General features: G+C 62.0%; 16 protein-coding genes and 1 tRNA gene. 8 read left to right on the top strand and 9 right to left on the bottom strand.

Annotated features, from left to right (window positions below):
• Positions 1-162: 162 nt before the first annotated feature.
• On the bottom strand, positions 163-708 hold the full coding sequence (locus tag Thiosp_RS19140) for a hypothetical protein (RefSeq protein ID WP_201063297.1): 546 nt from the start codon (positions 706-708) through the stop codon (positions 163-165).
• 67 nt (positions 709-775) lie between these two features.
• Positions 776-3,673, bottom strand: coding sequence for a ribonucleoside-diphosphate reductase subunit alpha (locus tag Thiosp_RS19135; protein ID WP_407702797.1), 2,898 nt, complete (start codon positions 3,671-3,673; stop codon positions 776-778).
• Positions 3,674-4,317: 644 nt separating this feature from the next.
• Between Thiosp_RS19135 and Thiosp_RS19130 the strand changes: the two genes are divergently transcribed.
• The 8 genes from Thiosp_RS19130 to Thiosp_RS19095 all read left to right on the top strand — a co-directional run bounded on the left by Thiosp_RS19130 (position 4,318) and on the right by Thiosp_RS19095 (position 13,859).
• Complete coding sequence (locus Thiosp_RS19130) at positions 4,318-5,217, top strand: c-type cytochrome (protein WP_323696612.1); 900 nt, start codon at positions 4,318-4,320, stop codon at positions 5,215-5,217.
• Between the two features lie 171 nt (positions 5,218-5,388).
• On the top strand, positions 5,389-5,628 hold the full coding sequence (locus tag Thiosp_RS19125) for a DUF2835 family protein (protein ID WP_009146579.1): 240 nt from the start codon (positions 5,389-5,391) through the stop codon (positions 5,626-5,628).
• Positions 5,629-5,910: 282 nt separating this feature from the next.
• Positions 5,911-7,167, top strand: a complete 1,257-nt coding sequence (gene carA, locus Thiosp_RS19120) for a glutamine-hydrolyzing carbamoyl-phosphate synthase small subunit (RefSeq protein WP_201063299.1) — start codon at positions 5,911-5,913, stop codon at positions 7,165-7,167.
• A gap of 82 nt (positions 7,168-7,249) precedes the next feature.
• Positions 7,250-10,456: a carbamoyl-phosphate synthase large subunit gene (gene carB / locus Thiosp_RS19115; RefSeq protein ID WP_201063300.1), complete on the top strand. Its 3,207-nt coding sequence runs from the start codon at positions 7,250-7,252 to the stop codon at positions 10,454-10,456.
• Positions 10,457-10,689: 233 nt separating this feature from the next.
• Complete coding sequence (gene greA, locus Thiosp_RS19110) at positions 10,690-11,166, top strand: transcription elongation factor GreA (RefSeq protein WP_201063301.1); 477 nt, start codon at positions 10,690-10,692, stop codon at positions 11,164-11,166.
• 136 nt (positions 11,167-11,302) lie between these two features.
• On the top strand, positions 11,303-11,656 hold the full coding sequence (locus tag Thiosp_RS19105) for a DUF2845 domain-containing protein (protein ID WP_201063302.1): 354 nt from the start codon (positions 11,303-11,305) through the stop codon (positions 11,654-11,656).
• A 269-nt stretch (positions 11,657-11,925) separates the two neighbouring features.
• Positions 11,926-13,611 (top strand): AmpG family muropeptide MFS transporter, encoded by a 1,686-nt coding sequence (locus tag Thiosp_RS19100; protein WP_242518209.1) that lies wholly within the window; start codon positions 11,926-11,928, stop codon positions 13,609-13,611.
• A gap of 158 nt (positions 13,612-13,769) precedes the next feature.
• Positions 13,770-13,859: transfer RNA gene (locus tag Thiosp_RS19095), tRNA-Ser, on the top strand.
• 82 nt (positions 13,860-13,941) lie between these two features.
• Here Thiosp_RS19095 and Thiosp_RS19090 read toward each other — a convergent pair.
• The 7 genes from Thiosp_RS19090 to Thiosp_RS19060 all read right to left on the bottom strand — a co-directional run bounded on the left by Thiosp_RS19090 (position 13,942) and on the right by Thiosp_RS19060 (position 18,701).
• The gene (locus tag Thiosp_RS19090; RefSeq protein WP_323696611.1) at positions 13,942-14,115 is read right to left on the bottom strand and encodes a hypothetical protein; all 174 of its coding nucleotides are present in this window, start codon (positions 14,113-14,115) and stop codon (positions 13,942-13,944) included.
• Positions 14,112-14,513, bottom strand: a complete 402-nt coding sequence (locus Thiosp_RS19085) for a hypothetical protein (protein WP_201068927.1) — start codon at positions 14,511-14,513, stop codon at positions 14,112-14,114. Before Thiosp_RS19085 ends, Thiosp_RS19090 begins: the two co-directional genes overlap by 4 nt.
• A gap of 118 nt (positions 14,514-14,631) precedes the next feature.
• Positions 14,632-14,952 carry a hypothetical protein gene (locus tag Thiosp_RS19080; protein ID WP_201068928.1) on the bottom strand — a complete coding sequence of 107 codons (321 nt, stop codon included), beginning with the start codon at positions 14,950-14,952 and terminating at the stop codon, positions 14,632-14,634.
• A gap of 100 nt (positions 14,953-15,052) precedes the next feature.
• On the bottom strand, positions 15,053-15,316 hold the full coding sequence (locus tag Thiosp_RS19075) for a hypothetical protein (protein WP_201068929.1): 264 nt from the start codon (positions 15,314-15,316) through the stop codon (positions 15,053-15,055).
• Positions 15,309-15,710, bottom strand: coding sequence for a hypothetical protein (locus tag Thiosp_RS19070; RefSeq protein WP_201068930.1), 402 nt, complete (start codon positions 15,708-15,710; stop codon positions 15,309-15,311). The genes Thiosp_RS19075 and Thiosp_RS19070 overlap by 8 nt, the downstream gene beginning before the upstream one ends.
• Positions 15,707-18,475 (bottom strand): DUF3987 domain-containing protein, encoded by a 2,769-nt coding sequence (locus Thiosp_RS19065; RefSeq protein WP_201068931.1) that lies wholly within the window; start codon positions 18,473-18,475, stop codon positions 15,707-15,709. The genes Thiosp_RS19070 and Thiosp_RS19065 overlap by 4 nt, the downstream gene beginning before the upstream one ends.
• A gap of 10 nt (positions 18,476-18,485) precedes the next feature.
• A complete protein-coding gene (locus tag Thiosp_RS19060; protein WP_201068932.1) occupies positions 18,486-18,701 on the bottom strand; it encodes a helix-turn-helix transcriptional regulator in 216 nt (71 codons plus the stop codon).
• Positions 18,702-18,858 lie beyond the last annotated feature (157 nt).

Below are 18,858 nucleotides of genomic sequence, written 5' to 3'. Positions count from 1 at the left end.
CGAATAGGCGACGGCAGCGTGGAAGAGGATCAAAGACCCCTGGCATGCGGTGCCGGAATGGCGGCAGTGACAGTGAATCCAAAATTGATCTCGGTGCATCGGATTGGATGATTAATCGCCAGGCGCCTGTCGTCCGTCTTGGTCTGTCGGTTCAATATCCGCTCACGACCCGCTCAGAGCAGGGCGGTGAGCAGGAAGCAGTTCCGGTTCCGGTGCGCCGAGGTCGCCATCGATCACTGGGGAGAGCAAGGCGTAAGCGACGCGCCAGCGTGAGCCTTTGACGAGCACACTCGCGGTTTTTGTGTTCAGCTTGATGACTTCACCGTAGCGCTCCTGACCGTTGCGGTCCTGAAAGGCCACCCGATCACCAACGCTTAGGCTGTTGCGGTCGAGACCGCGGTTGCTGGTGGCGGCGATTTGCACGTCCCTGCCCTCGAGATCGATCATGAAGAAGGGAATGCGCCATTGTTGACCGTCTTCGACATCCTTGACCGTGGCGCGCGTGCGATCAATCCGCAGCAAGGTGGCTTCGATCAGCCGATTGCGGGGGCCATCGAAATAGCGGAGCTTTTGCCCGAGAACCAAAGCCCGCTTGACCGCCGCCAGTCGGGCTGGGTCTGCGAGTTGGTTGTTGATGGCCGCATTCAACCGGTAGAGGTCGAACAGGCTGGCCTCATTCAGGGCTTTTAGAACTTCGGTGTAGTTCATCCGGCCTCCCGGTGGCTTGGTTCCGTGGTTGCGGGTTCTGCTGACGGCGGGCTGATCGACAAGGCCCCTACTGGCAGCTCTCGCACTCGGGATCATCGATGGAACAGGCGCTCGGGGCGCTGGCGCCATTGCCTTTGTTATGACCCGCATTGGCTTGGCCGCCATTGCCCTGGCCATCCGGCTTGCCGCGATTGACCGCCAGATAACTGCCGCCGACGGCGCTTAGCTGATTGGCACGGCTGCTGTCGCTCATGGTGGATTTCTCGACATGGGTGGCGCCCATGGAGCGGAGGTAGTAGGTGGTTTTCAGCCCCCGCACCCAGGCGAGTTTGTAGAGGTTATCGAGCTTCTTGCCGTTGGGCTCGCGCATATAGAGATTCAGGCTTTGTGCCTGGTCGAGCCATTTCTGCCGACGGCTGGCGGCCTCGACCAGCCAACGCGGGTCGATCTCGAAGGCGGTGGCATAGAGCGCCTTGAGCTCATCCGGGACGCGATCGATGGGCTGCACCGAGCCGTCGTAGTACTTGAGGTCATTGACCATGACGCTGTCCCATAGGCCAAGCGCCTTGAGGTCAGCGACCAGGTAGGGATTGACCACGGTGAACTCGCCGGACAGATTGGATTTGACGAACAGGTTCTGGTAGGTCGGCTCGATGGACTGGCTCACACCGACGATGTTGCTGATGGTCGCGGTCGGCGCGATGGCCATGCAGTTGGAGTTGCGCATGCCCTGGCCGCGGACTTTCTCGCGCAGGCGGTCCCAATCCAGCGTGCTGTCGCGATTGGTTTGCAGATAACCGCCGCGACCCTGTTCGAGCAGTGCGATGGAGTCGATGGGCAGCACACCCTGGCTCCACAGCGAGCCGGGGAAGCTGGTATAGCTGCCGCGCTCGGCCGCCAGGTCGGCGCTGGCCTCGATGGCGTAATAGGAGATCAGTTCCATGCTGCGGTCGGCAAAGCTGACCGCCTCCTGGCTGGTGTAGGGCATGCGCAGTTTGTAGAGCGCATCCTGAAAGCCCATGAGCCCGAGCCCGACCGGGCGATGACGCAGATTGGAGCTGCGTGCCTGAGGCACGTTGTAGAAGTTGTAGTCGATGACGTTGTCGAGCATGCGCATGGCGGTGCGCGCGGTCTTTTGCAGCTTCTCGGTATCCAGGCCGCGCTCGGTCACATGCGCCGCCAGATTGATGCTGCCGAGATTGCACACGGCGATTTCCTGATCATTGGTGTGCAGGGTAATCTCGGTGCAAAGGTTGGAGCTGTGCACCACGCCAGCGTGCTGGTTGGTGTAGCGGAGGTTGCAGGGGTCTTTGAACGCAATCCAGGGATGGCCGGTCTCGAACAGCATCGCGAGCATTTTGCGCCACAGGTCAACGGCTTTGACCGTCTTGCTGACGCTCATTTCGCCAGCCGCCGCGCGCGCCTCATAGGCCAAATAAGCCTGCTCGAAGGCCTGGCCGGTCAGATCATGCAAATCCGGCGTTTCATTCGGGGAGAACAGCGTCCAGTCGCCTTCCTCGGCGACGCGTTTCATGAATAAATCCGGCACCCAGTTGGCGCTGTTCATATCGTGGCAGCGGCGGCGGTCATCGCCGGTGTTCTTGCGCAGCTCGAGAAATTCCTCGACATCAATGTGCCAGGTCTCGAGATAGGCACAAACTGCCCCCTTGCGCTTGCCGCCCTGGTTAACCGCTACAGCTGTGTCATTGGCTACCTTGAGGAATGGCACCACGCCCTGGCTCTTGCCGTTGGTGCCCTTGATGTGCGCGCCCATGCCGCGCACCTGAGTCCAGTCGTTGCCCAGGCCGCCGGCGAATTTGCTCAGCAGCGCGTTGTCCTTGATGGCGCCATAGATGCCGTCAAGGTCATCCGGCACCGTGGTCAGGTAGCAGGAGCTCAGCTGTGGACGCAGGGTGCCGGAGTTGAATAGCGTCGGCGTCGAGCTCATGAAGTCGAAGCGCGAGAGTAGCTCGTAGAATTCGATTGCGCGGGCTTCGCGGTCGATCTCATTAATCGCCAGACCCATGGCCACGCGCATGAAAAAGGCCTGGGGCATCTCAAAGCGCACGCCGTTTTTATGGATAAAGTAGCGGTCGTAAAGGGTCTGCAGGCCAAGATAGGTAAACTGACGGTCGCGCTCTGGCTGCAATGCGGCGCCGAGCCGGGCGAGGTCGTAGCGGGTTAGCTCGGTGTCGAGCAGCTCCAGCTCGGCACCCTGCTTGACATAGGCGCTGAAGTACTCAGCATAGGACTGTGCCCAGTCGGTCACGCACGCGGCGCTGGCGGCTGTTTCACCAGCGATTGGGTCAGTTGTTCTGCCAGTGGTCGCCGTCGGCAGGCCAAGAAAACCCAGCGCCTCTTTGCGCAGGCTCTCGAGCAGCAGACGCGCTGCGACCTGGCTATAGGCCGGTTCGCGCTCAATCAGCGCGCGCGCGGACATAATCAAGGACTGATCGACATCCTGCTCCTTGACGCCGTCGAACAGGTTGCGGCAGGCGTCGTCCAGCACCAACTGCGGCTCGACTGCCTCGAGCCCGGCGCAGACGTCGGTGACCAGGGTCGCGAGTTTTTCCTGATCAAGCGGAACCGAGCGCCCGTCGCTCAGGGTAACGCTCAGCCCTTGGGTGGCTTGCACGGCTTCGGAGCCTTGGACATTGGCCGCGCGCTCGCGCGCCCGGGCATCGCGGTAGATCACATAGTCGCGCGCGACCTTGTGCTCGCCGGCCCGCATCAGTGCCAGTTCGACCTGATCCTGAATGTCCTCAATATGCACGGTGCCGCCGCCCGGCAGTCGGCGGGTCAGGGCCGCCGTGACCTGCTCGGCGAGCTGCTCGACCTGATCATGAATCCGGCTCGAGGCCGCGGCATGCCCGCCTTCAACCGCAAGAAAGGCCTTGGTCATGGCGACCTTGATCTTGTTGGGATCGAAGTGCGTGACCTTGCCGTTGCGGCGAATAACCTGCAGCTCGCCGGGTCTGGGGCTGTGCTGGGGGCGTTGTTGGGAGCTGGATTGGGTGCCGGGCTCGGAACCTGCGTGGTTGCCGGGCTGGGAGCTGGACCTTGGCCCGATCGGCGGCTGGGAGGAGGCGGTCGGCTGGGTACCGATGACCGGAGGCTGTGATGGGTGTTGTTCAGCCGAGGCGGCGGGCGACGTGCTAGCCATGGTGGAAGTCCTCCGATGTGGTTGTCAGCGGTGAAATGAATGCCGGGCGGGCCATGGGTGACTTATTCACTGGGGTTTACAGACAAGGACGCAGTTGCCGCGAAATCCAGTGGGTGGAAACAATATCTAGTGTCAGGGCGGCTGTCAAATCACAATATATTGTGAATAAGGCGGTGGATGGCGCCGGTGAAGCCTGTGGATAACCTGTGCATTGCAGGCCCAGGCGAGGCCCGCGCTGGCGCTTGTGGCGGGCCTTGGCATAACCCGGCCGGCTTTGTGCGAGACAAAGCGCGGTCTTGGGTGCGATACTTTTTCCGGATCGGTTGATGGGCCGATTTCTGGATCGATCGGAATGGAGGAGTTTGCCTGTGATCAGAACGAGCTTGATCAGAACACGTGGCATCAGAACACGTGGGATCAGAACAAGATGGACGCGAGACAGCCGGGTGGAGAGGGCGCGACAGACGCCAACTGCTTGGCACAAGGGCTCGCGGGCGGTGGTTACTTGCGGGCGTTTAGGCCTTGGCTTGGCACTTGCTGGCGTGATGACCCCGGTGCTGGCCGGACAGGCGGAACTGGATGCCGCGCTCGCGGAGTACGAGCAGGCGCTGGCGAAACAGGCCGACCCGGAGAACGGGCGCAAGGTCTATCTCACCTGCGCGGTTTGTCACCGGCCCGAGGGCTGGGGCACGGTCGATGGTGTCTATCCGCAGATCGCCGGTCAGCTGCCAAGCGTTATCATCAAGCAACTGGCGGATTTTCGTGCCGGCAATCGCAGCAATCCGCTGATGTATCCCTTTTCGGTGCCGCGCATTCTTGGTGGGCCGCAGCAAATGGCCGATGTCGCCGCCTATGTGTCGCAATTGCCGATGACGCCGCATAATGACGTGGGTCCGGGCGTCGATCTAGCCTTGGGCGAGCAGCTTTTTCAGGAGAACTGCGTCGATTGCCACGGAGAGCGCGGGCAGGGCGATGCGCAGGACCATATCCCGGCCATTGCAGGTCAGCATTTCAATTATCTGATCCGGCAGTTCGATGCGATCCGCAGCGGCGCGCGCAAGAACGCAGATTCCGAGATGGTCAAGCAGATTGAGGGATTCACGCCGCAACAAGAAAGCGCGGTGCTGGACTATGTTGCCCGCCTGCGCCCGCCTGCCGAGAAGCTTGGCCGGGATGGCTGGGTGAATCCAGACTTCCCCGGCTATGTGCGCGATGCCATGTTGGGCGTGCCCCCGCCGATGCCGCTGCCTCTGCAGCCGCCAGAGCCGCCGCCACCGCCCCAGCTACCAGAGCTACCGCCGCTGCCGCCCTTGCCGGAGCCGCCATTTGGCGCCAGCGGTCGGTGACGGTCGACTGGCTGAGTCGGGCTCTAGAGCCCTGAGCGGCAGTCGGCGGCCTTGCGCGGCGTCGGCTGCCATGTTGTTTGATGGGCACCAGGTTAGCGGTGGTGGCGGATGCGGTTACAAATGCCGCCAGCAAACCGGGGCGAGACCAGGGGAACATTGAGGCGGCACTGGGTGACCGCGAAAGCGTTGAAGACTTACGAATTTTCTCTACGGATTCCGCGCGAGGATCTCCTCGCCTTTTATGAAGGCCGCTCGCGCAGCATCAGCGTGGTGGCCAACAATGGCCTGCGCCTAGAGCTGCCGGCCGAGGCGTTTCGCCGTTACATCGATCATTTCGGCCTCAGGGGGTATTTTCGCGTTCTGGTGACCGACGAGCATCGCTTAATCGAGCTTCAGCGGCTCGCCGTATGACGGATTGACTGATCCGCTGCCGCTCAGCCTCGCAGCCCCTGGCCGATTTTCAAGCAAGCAAGCCGGTGTCCGCGAGCCGGGGAAGAGGCCAGTGGCCATTTGGCGTCCTGTCCCAATTGCGGACGGTGCATTAGACAGCCTTCTCGGCTTGCGGGTAATATTCCGGGTCGGATGCTTTAAGCTGCGCTGCGGTCCTGATGCCTTTGCGGGCGTCACCTGACAGGGCAGCCCGCTAGCCCCGTCCATCTTCGTGTTTTGAATCTTCTGTTTTCGGAGTCCCCTGTGCAATCAGCTGCTGTCCTGGTTCTGGAAGATGGTTCGGTCTTCCGCGGGACCGCCATTGGCGCGTCTGGCGAAAGTGTCGGCGAGGTCGTCTTCAACACGGCCATGACCGGCTATCAGGAGATCCTGACCGATCCGTCCTATCGCCGTCAGCTGGTGACTCTGACCTATCCGCACATCGGCAACACCGGCACTAACGCTGAGGATGAAGAATCCCCCGGGGTTCAGGCGGCTGGTTTGATTGTGCGCGATCTTCCCGCACTGGCCAGCAACTGGCGGCGGCAGCAGGACCTGGGTGACTACCTGCGCGAGCAGGGTGTGGTCGCAATCAGCGATGTCGACACCCGGCGCCTGACTCGGTTGCTGCGCGAGAAGGGCGCCCAAAATGGCTGCCTGCAGGCTGGTGCGGGCATCGACGAGCAGGCGGCGCTGGAGCAAGCGCGCGCCTTCCCCGGGCTGAAAGGCATGGACCTGGCGCGCGAGGTCAGTACCGCCGAGGCCTATGATTGGCATCAGGGCGTGTGGACGCGCGAGGACGGGTATGGGCCGCGCGATAGTGCGGAGGGGAGTTCGGGCGGTCGAGATTCAACCGATGCCGGGCGCGTCGACCCTGGTGCGAACGGCAATAGCACAAGCGGCTGTCTTGCAAGCGGTGCTGCTGCGAACGGCACTGGCCCAGCCAGCAGCTTTCGGGTGGTGGCTTACGACTTCGGCATCAAGCGCAACATCCTGCGCATTCTGGTTGCGCACGGCTGTCAGGTCACCGTGGTGCCGGCACAAACGCCCGCAGCGGAAGTCATGGCCCTCCACCCCGATGGCGTATTCCTCAGCAACGGCCCCGGTGACCCCGAACCCTGCGACTACGCCATCACGGCGATTCGCGAACTGCTTGATGCCGGCGTGCCGCTCTTTGGCATCTGTCTGGGGCATCAGCTACTGGGTCTGGCTTGCGGCGCGCGCACGGTGAAAATGAAATTTGGCCATCACGGTGCCAATCATCCGGTCGAGGATCTCGCCAGCCACCGGGTGATGATCAGCAGCCAGAACCATGGCTTTGCGGTCGATGAACAAAGCCTGCCAGAGACGGTCATGGCCACCCATCGCTCACTGTTCGATGGTTCCCTGCAGGGCATTCACCATCGTGAGCGCCCGGCCTTTAGCTTTCAGGGCCATCCGGAGGCCAGCCCCGGCCCGCATGATGTTGAACCGCTGTTCGCGCACTTTATCGAGCTGATGCGCGAAGGCCGCGCCGCTTGATCCGGTTCTTTTTGCCTGTTTCAGTCACCGCCACCCGCGCCATTCACACACCCGCCATCGCCGTGCCAGCAAGGGCCAGTTCATGCCAAAGCGTACCGACATTCACAGCATTCTGATCATTGGCGCCGGGCCCATTGTGATCGGACAAGCCTGCGAGTTCGACTACTCCGGCGCCCAGGCGTGCAAGGCGCTGCGCGAGGAGGGCTATCGCGTCATCCTGGTCAACAGCAATCCGGCCACCATCATGACCGACCCGGAGATGGCCGATGCCACCTACATCGAGCCGATTACCTGGCGGGTGCTTGAGCGCATCATCGAGATCGAACGGCCCGACGCCCTGCTGCCGACCATGGGTGGGCAGACGGCGCTCAATACGGCGCTCGATCTGGCCCGCCATGGGGTGCTTGAGCGCTTTGGCGTGGAAATGATCGGCGCCAGCCGCGAGGCCATCGACAAGGCTGAGGACCGCGATTTGTTCCGTCAGGCCATGCGTCGCATTGGGCTCGACATGCCGCATTCGGTCATCGCCCACAGTCTGGAAGAAGCCTTTCAGGTGCAGGCGCAGATCGGCTTTCCCGCCATCATCCGCCCGTCCTTCACCATGGGCGGCAGCGGTGGCGGTATTGCCTACAATGCCGAGGAGTTCGAGGAAATCTGCCGCCGTGGGTTGGACCTTTCCCCGACGCGCGAACTGCTGATCGAGGAATCCGCTCTCGGCTGGAAAGAGTACGAGATGGAAGTGGTGCGCGACCATGCGGACAACTGCATCATCGTCTGCTCGATCGAGAACTTCGACCCCATGGGAGTGCACACGGGGGATTCCATCACGGTCGCACCGGCACAGACGCTGACCGACAAGGAATATCAGATCATGCGCAACGCCTCACTGGCGGTGCTGCGCGAGATCGGCGTCGACACCGGCGGCTCCAATGTGCAGTTCGCCATCAACCCCGAAGACGGGCGCATGATCATCATTGAGATGAACCCGCGGGTCTCGCGCAGCTCCGCGCTCGCATCCAAGGCGACGGGTTTTCCCATCGCCAAGGTCGCGGCCAAGCTGGCGGTCGGCTACACCCTCAATGAGCTGCGCAACGAGATCACCGGCGGTGCAACGCCTGCGTCTTTCGAGCCGACCATCGATTATGTGGTCACCAAGGTGCCACGCTTCGCGTTTGAGAAATTCCCGCTCGCCGATGCCCATCTGACCACCCAGATGAAGTCGGTCGGCGAGGTTATGGCCATCGGTCGCACCTTCCAGGAGTCGCTGCAAAAAGCCCTGCGCGGGCTCGAGACCGACAAAGACGGCCTGAACAACATGCTCGACCTGGCCGACCCGAGTGCCATCAAACGGCTGCGCACCGAGATTGCCCAGCCTGGGGCGGAGCGGATTTTCTATCTGGTCGATGGCATGCGTGCTGGCATGACGGCGGAGGAGATTCAGGAACTCTCCGGCATCGATCCCTGGTTCATCGCCCAGATCGAAGAGCTGGTCGCCATCGCGCACGATGTCAAAGTCCAGGGCATTGATGTCTTGGACGAGCAGCGGCTGCGGCTCCTGAAACGCAAAGGCTTTTCCGACCGGCGTCTGGCAACGCTCACGGGGACAACGGAGCAGCAGATCCGCGATCGCCGCCACGCCTGCGGCGTGCGCCCGGTGTTTAAGCGCGTCGACACCTGTGCCGCTGAGTTCGCCGCCAGCACGGCCTATATGTATTCCACCTACGAGGAAGAATGCGAAGCCCAGCCGACTGACAACAAGAAAATCATGGTCCTCGGCGGCGGACCGAACCGCATCGGCCAAGGCATTGAGTTTGACTACTGCTGCGTGCACGCCGCCTTTGCGATGCGCGAGGATGGTTATGAGACCATCATGGTCAACTGTAACCCGGAGACCGTCTCGACCGACTACGACACCTCTGATCGGCTCTATTTCGAGCCGCTCACGCTCGAGGACGTGCTCGAGATCGTCGACAAGGAGCAGCCCTTCGGCGTCATCGTCCAATATGGCGGTCAGACTCCGCTCAAACTGGCGCGCGATCTCGAAGCCGCCGGCGTGCCCATCATCGGCACTTCGCCGGACTCTATCGACCTGGCCGAGGACCGTGAGCGCTTCCAGCAGCTCATCCACCAGCTTGAGCTTAAACAGCCACCGAACTGCACCGCGCGCAGCGAGGAAGAAGCGTTGAGACTCGCCGCTACCATCGGCTATCCGCTGGTGGTGCGCCCGTCCTACGTGCTGGGCGGGCGGGCGATGGAACTGGTCTATGACGACCAGGAGCTCGCGCGCTACATCCGCTCGGCGGTTAGCGTGTCGAACGAATCCCCGGTGCTGCTTGATCGTTTCCTGGAAGATGCTATCGAGATCGACGTCGATGCCGTCTGCGATGGCGAGCGGGTGCTGATCGGCGGCATCATGGAGCATATCGAGCAGGCCGGCGTCCACTCCGGCGACTCGGCCTGCTCGCTGCCCCCCTACACTCTGTCAGCAAGCGTGCAGGACCGGCTGCGCGAGCAGATGAGCCGGATGGGGCTGGCGCTTGGCGTGCGCGGTCTGATGAACGCCCAGTTCGCCATCAAGGGCGACGACATCTATATTCTTGAGGTCAATCCGCGCGCCTCGCGCACCGTGCCCTTTGTGTCCAAATCCATCGGCGTGCCGCTCGCCAAGGTGGGCGCACGCTGCATGGTCGGCCGCAGCCTGACCGAACAGGGCCTGCATGCCGAGGTCAAGCCCAAGCACTTTTTCGTCAAGGAGGCTGTCTTCCCCTTCATCAAGTTCCCTGGTGTCGACACCGTGCTGGGCCCGGAGATGAAATCCACCGGCGAGGTCATGGGCATCGGCGAGACTTTCGGCGAGGCCTTTGGCAAGGCGGTCGAGGGTGCCGGGACCCAGCTGCCGCGTCCTGGCAAAGCCATGCTCAGCGTGCGCGATGCCGACAAGTGCCGGCTCGAGCGCGTCGCCCGCAGCCTGCTTGCACTCGGCTTTCAGCTCTATGGCACCCACGGCACCGCCGAGGCCATGCGCGCCGCCGGGCTGCCCTGCGAGGGGGTGAACAAGGTCAAGGAGGGCCGACCGCACATCGTCGACATGATCAAGAATCAGGACATCAGCTTCATCGTCAACACCTCCGAAGGGGTGCAGGCCATTACCGACTCGGCCGAAATCCGCCGCGCCGCGCTGCAATACAAGGTGAGCTACACCACCACCATGGCCGGTGCCGAGGCGACCTGTCTGGCACTGGAGCAATCCGGGGCCTTGCGCGTCAACAGACTGCAGGATCTATACTGATTACCGGTTCTTTACGGCCGCCATACGCTAAGGTTAGGCTGTCAATCACTTGGGTTAAGATAACCCCCGGCCGTGCCCGCCATCCTGCATATCCCAAACCTGAAGGTCCCAAAGGGTTCAACCCAAAGAGCTTCCTAACGCAGTGAGCGATGGGATGATCCACCGGATCGCCTCCGGGATCAGTGCCGGTTGGCTCGAGACGGCGCAACAATCACCGACGAGGATAACAGCGCATGAATAAAGTCCCTCTGACGGTCAGAGGCGCGGAACAGTTACGCGAGGAGCTCGAGCGGCTCAAGCGGATTGAAAGACCGCGTGTCATCGAGGCCATCGCCGAGGCCCGTGCCCACGGCGATCTTAAAGAGAATGCCGAATACCACGCCGCGCGCGAGGAGCAGGGGTTCATTGAGGGTCGTATCAGCGAGATTGAAGGCAAGCTCTCCTATGCCGAAATCATTGATGTGACCAAACTGTCGCCGAACGGCAAGGTCATGTTCGGTGCTACCGTCGATGTGCTTGAGGTCGAAAAGGATGAGGAGCACTGCTTTGTCATCGTGGGCGAGGACGAGGCCGACATCAAGAAGGGCATGATCTCCATCAGCTCGCCCATCGCCCGCGCCCTGATCGGCAAGAGCGAAGGCGATCAGGCAGTGGTGGAAGCCCCCGGCGGCGCGCGCGAGTTCCAGATCCTCGAAGTGCGCTATGAATGAGTCGACAGGGAACGCGATGTTTGCGAGCCCAATCTCTGCAAACCCGATGTCTGCAAACCCGATGTTTGCGAACCATCAGCATGGGCGACACAGGGTCGGCAGCCAGCTGAGCGCGACAACCTTGGGCAGGATTGCAGTGAATGGTTCTCACCGCAGTTCTGCGCGCGGCTGGTCCTGGCTGCTGCTGGCCTTCTGTCTGGGCATGACGGCGGACGCCTGGGCGCTGCGCTGCGGCAATTACCTGATTGCGGAGGGGGACTCCACGCTTAAGCTCACGCGCTATTGCGGCGAGCCCGTGGATGTTGAAAAGCGCCAGGAGCGCCGGGCGGTGCAGGTGTACGACCATGGCGTCGGCGGCTATGTGACCGAATACGAAAGTCTGCCCTACGAGATTTGGACCTACAACTTCGGCCCGCAGCGCTTCATGATGCGCATCACCGTGCGCGACGGTGTCATCACCGGGATGGAATCGGCCGGGTACGGCTACTGAGGCTGAGGTAGCCCCCGGGCATGCCATCAGGCGCCGATTGAGTGCACCAAAGCCAGAGCCGCGCGCATAAAAAAAGCGCGGCGGGCGCCGCGCTTGAAATACCACCAAAGGAGGATGGAGGAGTGTACCGCTGATCGAGTGGATCATCAGTACATTGATAGTTTCTAATATACCGATCTTCTTGTCAAGGTCGATCTGGTATTCAGTGTCAATGTTTCCCGGCTCTGCGTGCCACCGGCATCGCGATAGCCTCACGACAGGAACCCTCTATGACCGCCCAACAGGGAGCTGAGGCGCCAGCCGAGCCAGGTACCGCGCCGCCTGACAATGCGAGAGCCGGATCGGCGGCCGCGCCAAGAGCCGCGATAACAGCCGAGCCGGTAGCTGATTCGGAAGCCGACTCGGCAGCCGAGTCGAAAAAGGGCTTCATCGCGGCGACTGTCTCGGCCTTGGGTGACATGCGGGTCCTGGCTTTGCTGTTTCTCGGTTTCTCGGCCGGCATGCCGATCCTGCTGATTTTCTCTTCGCTCTCGCTGTGGCTGCGTGAGGCGGGCGTCGAGCGTGGCGCCGTGACCTTCTTCAGCTGGGCAGCGCTGGGTTACTCCTTCAAGTTCATCTGGGCGCCATTGATCGACCGCATTCCGCTGCCGTTGCTGACCCGCCTGCTCGGGCGACGGCGCGGCTGGCTACTGGTTGCCCAGCTTGCCGTGATCTGCGCCATTGTGCTGATGGCGCTGAATGATCCATCCCAGGGGCGCGAGACGCTGGTGATGATGGCGCTCGCGGCGGTAATGCTTGGGTTTTCATCCGCGACCCAGGATATCGTCATCGACGCTTATCGCATCGAAATCGCCCCGGCGCGCATGCAGGGCGTGCTTTCTGCGGCCTACATCGCTGGCTATCGTGTCGGCATGGTGGTCGCCGGCGCTGGCGCGCTCTACCTGGCCGCTAGCTTTGGCTCCGCCGCACAGGGGTATTCCTATACCGCCTGGCAGCTCACCTACCTGGTCATGGCTGCCGTCATGCTGATTGGCGTGGCCACCACCCTGGTGGTGTCGGAGCCCGAAGCGCAGGTGCGCTTGGACGATGGCTGCGGCGCCTTCGATTACACGCGCCTGGTGCTGGTGTTTCTGGTCTCGGCGGCGGCCTTTGTCGCGGCTTTCTTTGCCGGCAGCTCCGGGTTCACCGCCATCAAGCAGGTGCTCGGCAATGATGCGTTTCTGAACTTCCTGCTCGAGACCCTGCATTTCGGGCTGGCCGTCGCCTGTGCGCTCGCCGTCGGCTGGCTGCTGGTGCGCCTCGGCGCGGTCGATCGTCGCATCGCGCGCGCGACCTGGGTCGAACCTGCGCTGGATTTCTTCCGCCGCTACGGGCTGCGCACGGCGCTGTTGCTGCTGGCGCTGGTCGGGCTCTATCGCATCTCCGATATCGTGCTGGGCGTCATCTCCAACGTGTTCTACCAGGACATCGGCTTCACTAAGCCGGAGATCGCCACCGCGGTCAAGACCTTCGGTGTGGTCGTCAGCATCGCCGGCGGATTCCTCGGCGGGCTCATGGCCACACGCTTCGGGGTGATGCGGATTCTGATGCTCGGTGCCGTGCTCTCCGCCGTCACCAACCTGCTCTTTATCGTGCTGGCCAATGTCGGCCACCAAATACCTATGCTCTATGTCACGGTCGCGGCCGACAATCTCGCCGGCGGTTTGGCCAGTGCCGCTTTCGTCGCCTTCCTCTCCAGCCTGACAAATGTCTCCTTCACCGCCGTGCAATACGCCCTGTTCAGTTCCCTTATGACATTGCTGCCGAAAGTCCTTGGTGGCTATTCCGGCTCCATGGTAGACAGCATCGGCTATCCCTACTTCTTCCTGTTCACCACCCTGATCGGCGTGCCCGTGCTGCTACTGGTGTGGCTGGCCCAGCGCAGCCTGCGGATCGACGAGACTGCGAAGACCTGATGCTTGGGGACGGAGCGCTCTGGCGATTCCGCCAAACTGCCAACTCCACTCTAACCGCGTATAATGGCTGCCGCACATCGTAAGATAGGCGCAAGACCAGCAGCGACCTACCATGCAAAGAGTGGGTAAACCCAAGCTGCAAACCCACCTCCATTATCGGAGAGGTGCCGGAGTGGTCGAACGGGCTTGACTCGAAATCAAGTGACTCCTTATGGGGTCCGTGGGTTCGAATCCCACCCTCTCCGCCATTCATGTTTTCAATATCCTGTTTTTTCTCGCCTTTCTCTTTGACTATCTCCGCCGGTATACAAACGGGTATACAAACGCGCATCAGTACCGGGTCTTTTTCGGTGGTGCTGGCATGTCGAAGTCAGTCGGCATGTCGAAGTCAGTCGGCAAGTCGAAGTCAGCCGGTAAGTCGAAGTCAGTCGGCAGATCGAAGTCGACAGCGGTGTCGGTGGTTGCTGCTGCCGCGCGCATCGGCTCGAGCTGTTTTCGGCTCATTCTCCGCTCGCTGCTCTGGTCGGGAGGTTGCTGCTCCGCTGGCCACCCGATACCGCGCGACCGACGCCGGCCAGCCTGACCATCTCAATGCAAGCTCTGAGTCGGATAGTCGGGTTGTGCCGGTATTCGACCAGTAGCTCGAGCTGGTCAAGCGCGCGCTCGGACAAGTCTAGAACGCGACTCCCGATAACCGCTCGCGCCTCGGACAAGATGCCGTCGACAGCCGCCTGCCACGCCGGGAGCTTTCTCCATCTGCTGACCGTCTCCGGCCTGACGTTAAGCTCTCCGGCAATATCCACGCCTGACCAGCCAGCCGCCGCAAGCTCTGCGCCGCGTCGTTGCTGGTCTGTGAGTCCGTCTTCAATACCGACCGGGTCGGTGCTGTCGCTCTTTGCCATGTCAAACATCCTCAAGAAACAACCAAGTTTTTTTTTCCTGTCACTAGCCAGACACCGCGCCTCGAACAACCCGTGGTGCATCAAGCTCCAGAGGGACCCACAGTTAGTGTAAGCCCCGCTAGACCGCCTCCGCCTGGAGGATGGCCGCCGCCGCTTCTGCTCTGACAACCGACTCATGGCGCTCTTTTGCCGCGAGTCCTGGAAACTCTTCACTGGTTAGCTCGGGTGCCGCGAGTCGCATCGCCGCTTTGTCGAGCGCGGGGTCGAGCTGTAGGAGCTGCTGAATAATTACCTCGGTGGTGGCGGGAGCTTTCGCGCTCGGGTCTCCGACCAGATACCGCGCCAGCCAGGACCGCGCTTTTTCATCGCCAGCCAGCGCATCGTCTCGCGCCTTCTCGCAGATGCGACGCCACTGGTCGAGGTCGACCACGCTCATCATGGTTGATAGGTAGCCGGCCTCGGTCTGCCGCTTCGGTCTGCCAGGTCCGCCGGGATGTCCGACCGTGAACCGGCCTTGTGTGTCGCGCCTGACTGCCATTTCACCTCCCATCTAAACCGCTGATGCGCGCACCATTCAGCCGCGCGAGTATCTCCGGGAGGTCGCCGGGACCGTCTCCCACAAAAGCGATATATCCATCATCGGGTGGTGTCGCACAGACAATGAACAGCGCGCTTGTGGTGGTGATAGCTGAGACATGACCATCTGCTCTTGCGCGAGCTTTGCGCAGTGCATCCGCTACGCCATGTCTTTCAGCCTCCCGCATAACGTCGTTGTCGCTATTGAGCGCGCGGATATTAGACATGGTCAGCCTCCCGCACCTCGAGCACCCGCGCTGCGCCGAATTGAGCGACCGCCGCGCGCTGTGCCTGGGTGATGTCACATCCGGGAGCAAGCAGCGTGCACCAGCGCGCCGGCTCATCATCCATTGCCACCAGCACCCGATAGACCCTCATCAGTGACCGCGCCTGCTGCTCCGCCTCGGGTCGCCGGAGTCCAACATCAAATTCCATGATGGCCGCGCGTTCCACCACGGCCTCGGTGATGTCCGCCTGCTCTGCTGCCGTGAGCGGTGGCGGGTCAATTTTCGGCTCTGGTGGTCTTGCGACTGCTATTGTTGCGACTGTTGCGACCGTTGGCGCTGATGTTGGCGCTGTACCTCGGAGTGCGCCGGGTCGCATAAGAGCGGATAACTTCATGCTGCGAGCACCTCCGGCCTCACCTGCAAGAGCTTTTTCTTGCCGTCGACGCGCTCGCGCACCCGACCATGCTCTGCCAGGGTCAGGATCGCATCTGTGAGCTTGTCTCCGCGTCTCAGTGCCGCCGGTGTCACAAGCTGCTGCACTTCCTTGCGCTTGACCGTATCGACTCCATGCGCACGACAGTGACCCACAAGCCACTGCTCGAGCTGCGCTGCTGCCAGGGTTGCGGGTGGAACCGCAAGCTCTCCGAAAAACCTCCGCGCCTCGGACAAATGCCAGGTCACAATGCGGACCGCGCGCTCCATGATGTCGACGCCGATAGGGTCAGCCAGGTTATGCTCGAAGACGTGAAACAGCGCCGCAAGTCTGGCCGCGTTATCAGCCACCTTCGCCGCCACGTCGCGCACCTCGTGAAGCTCTCCGGCGGGTGCAAGCTCCGCCTCGATGGCATCATGGAACTGCACCCACAACGCCTTTGCATCGGGTGCCAGCGTGAGCAGATGCGGTGATAGCCTGCCGTCTTCATCCGGTACGACGGGACTCTCGAGGATGCCTGACAGCCGGGAGTTGAACCGCGCCAGCGCCGGCCAGTGCTCCGGCGGATCGGTGAATGGCCGCATGCCTTGCGTCGACTTCGGCCAGCAAACGAGAAAGCGCGCAAGAAACCCTGACCCACGCGCCAGCGCGCCGGCTCGGTCGAAGTATTCGCGCAAGGTCTGCTCTTGTACCATCAGACCCACGGTGAAGCGCGCACCCTTGACGGTGAAGCTCTCCGTTGTCCGCCGCCCGATGTCGAGACAGCCGCCGTCCCACAAGATATTCAACAGCGCCAGGTTGCGCATGACGCTGTCTTTGCCCATGCCATGCGCGCCGAAGATGACGCCGGCCTCGGATGACAGGACGCCAGCCGACGGCCATTGCTTCGCCAACGACCACGCCAGCGCCTCGGGTGTATCGTCTCCGCGTAGCAGACGCGGAACGCGCGGCTCCGCCGGCTTGCTGTGCTCGAGGTCTTGCAGTGCGAGTCCATACTCTTTCACCTTTTCGGACTTGCCGGCCTTTCGCGACTGCCGAATACCAGTCAAGAGTCCATCGCACTCCGCCTGCCATTTCTTCATTGCCGCGCGGTAGTCTTCAAGCTCCGACTTCATCGCCTCGTGCTGTTTCGCCTCATATTCGCGAATGGCCGCTGTGAAAAACCCGTCGACGGTGCTCTTGCGCTCGCCTGAGTCCGCAATGGCCAGCATGAACAAGCTGCTCGGACCCTTGAGCTTCTCCGCGCGCGCGACATCGACATGCCCTTGTGTTGCCACTGACAGCACCGATAGCGCGCTGGTGGCGACCAGCGGGAGCGGTGCCTTGACGAAGCCCTGCACCTCCGCGACAGCGGCTCTCACGCGCTCTGGTAGCGCGTCGAGCGGGTAAGGCTCCGGCTCGGTGATGTTGTGGAGCGACTCGAGGTCTGGCCACGGGTCAATGCCGAGATGCTCTTTCAGGTCGAATATGCCGCGCTCTGCGCAGTGTGAGTGCTGGCACTTGTACGCCGCGCCTGCATAACCGCCGGTATGCGCCGGGAAATAGGTGCTCGAGGTCGGTGTCGACGGTGTTGTGTGCTCCGACTCCCACGGACAGCGAATGTGCCACCCGCCGTCGCGTCGACGCTGTAAGAGCAAACCCTTGTCCGTGAGCGCCTGGACAACCGGGTCGGTGTCAGCCGGCCGCGCGGTGTCGGTCTGCTCGGTGGCCTGGTGCTGCACCTGCTGCTGCTGGCGCTGCTGGCCGAATGCCGCGCGCACCTGCTCCGCCTGGTAGGGTTGCCGCTCATCTGTCCAGACCACGCGCACCAGATGCCGATGGTCAGGGTTTTTGCAGTGATAGAAGCCAGGGAGTCGCATGACGCGCGGGAGGTCGTTCGGTGCCGGGTCAGATCCGAGTCGACCGCTGATGGCCTGCTGCATCGGCTTGAAGTGCAGGAGGTCGAGTCCGTCGACTGTCCAGTAGGTATGTGTCTTGCCGGGACTGGACTCCACCAGCATGACCGGTGCGAGCGGATAGTCAGCAAGCGCGGGTGCTGGCGCTGTCTTCGGTGGATCGTAGTCCGCGAAGCATGCGCGCACCCTGACCACGTCACCCGCGCGCCGGGTCTGGCCTCGGGTCTCATTGACCGTGACGAATACACCCGCGCCAGCCTGGTTTAGCCGCTCGAGCTGTGACCAGACGGACTCGAGGTCTCCGACGATGGTCTGCGCCAGATGGCCGCGCTTTGCCTCGGTATCGTCGAAGGTCTGGAACGTGAAGCTCTCCGCCTCGCTGTCGAGGATGGCCAGATACCGCTCCGCCTCCGCGCGCCGGGTGGTCAGGTCGACGCCGGCTTGCTCATCATCCTGGTGGTCGACAGCGCTGTCGTTCTGGTTGTCGACAACGACATCATCCTGGTGGTCAACCGGGAGCGCCTGGAGCGCATGCCACTGCTCGCGCGACAATTTCTTGCCATGCTTGCCGCGCCGTGCGTTTGAGAAGTCGCCAGGGTCGAGCTTGATGCCGCGCTTGCGTACCTCCGATACGATACCGGCCTGAGTCCATCCGCCGGCTGTGAGTGCATCAAACCGCGCCTGTATCTGCTGCGGCTCGGGTGGCTGGAATACCTCGGGAGCTGCCAGGGAAAACGGCTCCGGGTCGGTGGTGGTGGTAGAATTGAGCGCGCAATAACCTATTGAGCCGTGAGCGGTGCCAGCCGCCACGGCTTTGTTGTCTGTAAGCATTGTCTGACCCTCATGCTGCCGATGACGGGTCAGTGCGGGACGCTGCTACGCGCTCCGCGAGCCACTGGTCAACGTCCGACTTTAACCAGCCGACCGCGCGCGCTCCGAGCTTAACGGTCTGCGGGAATTCGCCGCGCTTCATCTTCTCGTAAGCTGTCGAGCGAGCGTAGCCGGTAGCTGCCTTGATGCCAGACGGCCGAATGATGGTGGGTTGCTGTGACTGCATTTTTCAGTATCTCCGGGAGCTGAAGATACCGGCGGGCAGCAATTCCCGTTGAAGAATTATTTGCTTTAAAAACAATGCACTGCATGATTGTGGGAAAAATGTTTTCGTAAACTTTCTCACAGAATCAGGGTATTATCTCGCAAAGCTCAGGTTGCGA

It is taken from the genome of Thiorhodovibrio litoralis, from assembly GCF_033954455.1.
Classification (GTDB): domain Bacteria; phylum Pseudomonadota; class Gammaproteobacteria; order Chromatiales; family Chromatiaceae; genus Thiorhodovibrio; species Thiorhodovibrio litoralis.
This window is presented reverse-complemented; position numbering and strand designations above follow the sequence as displayed.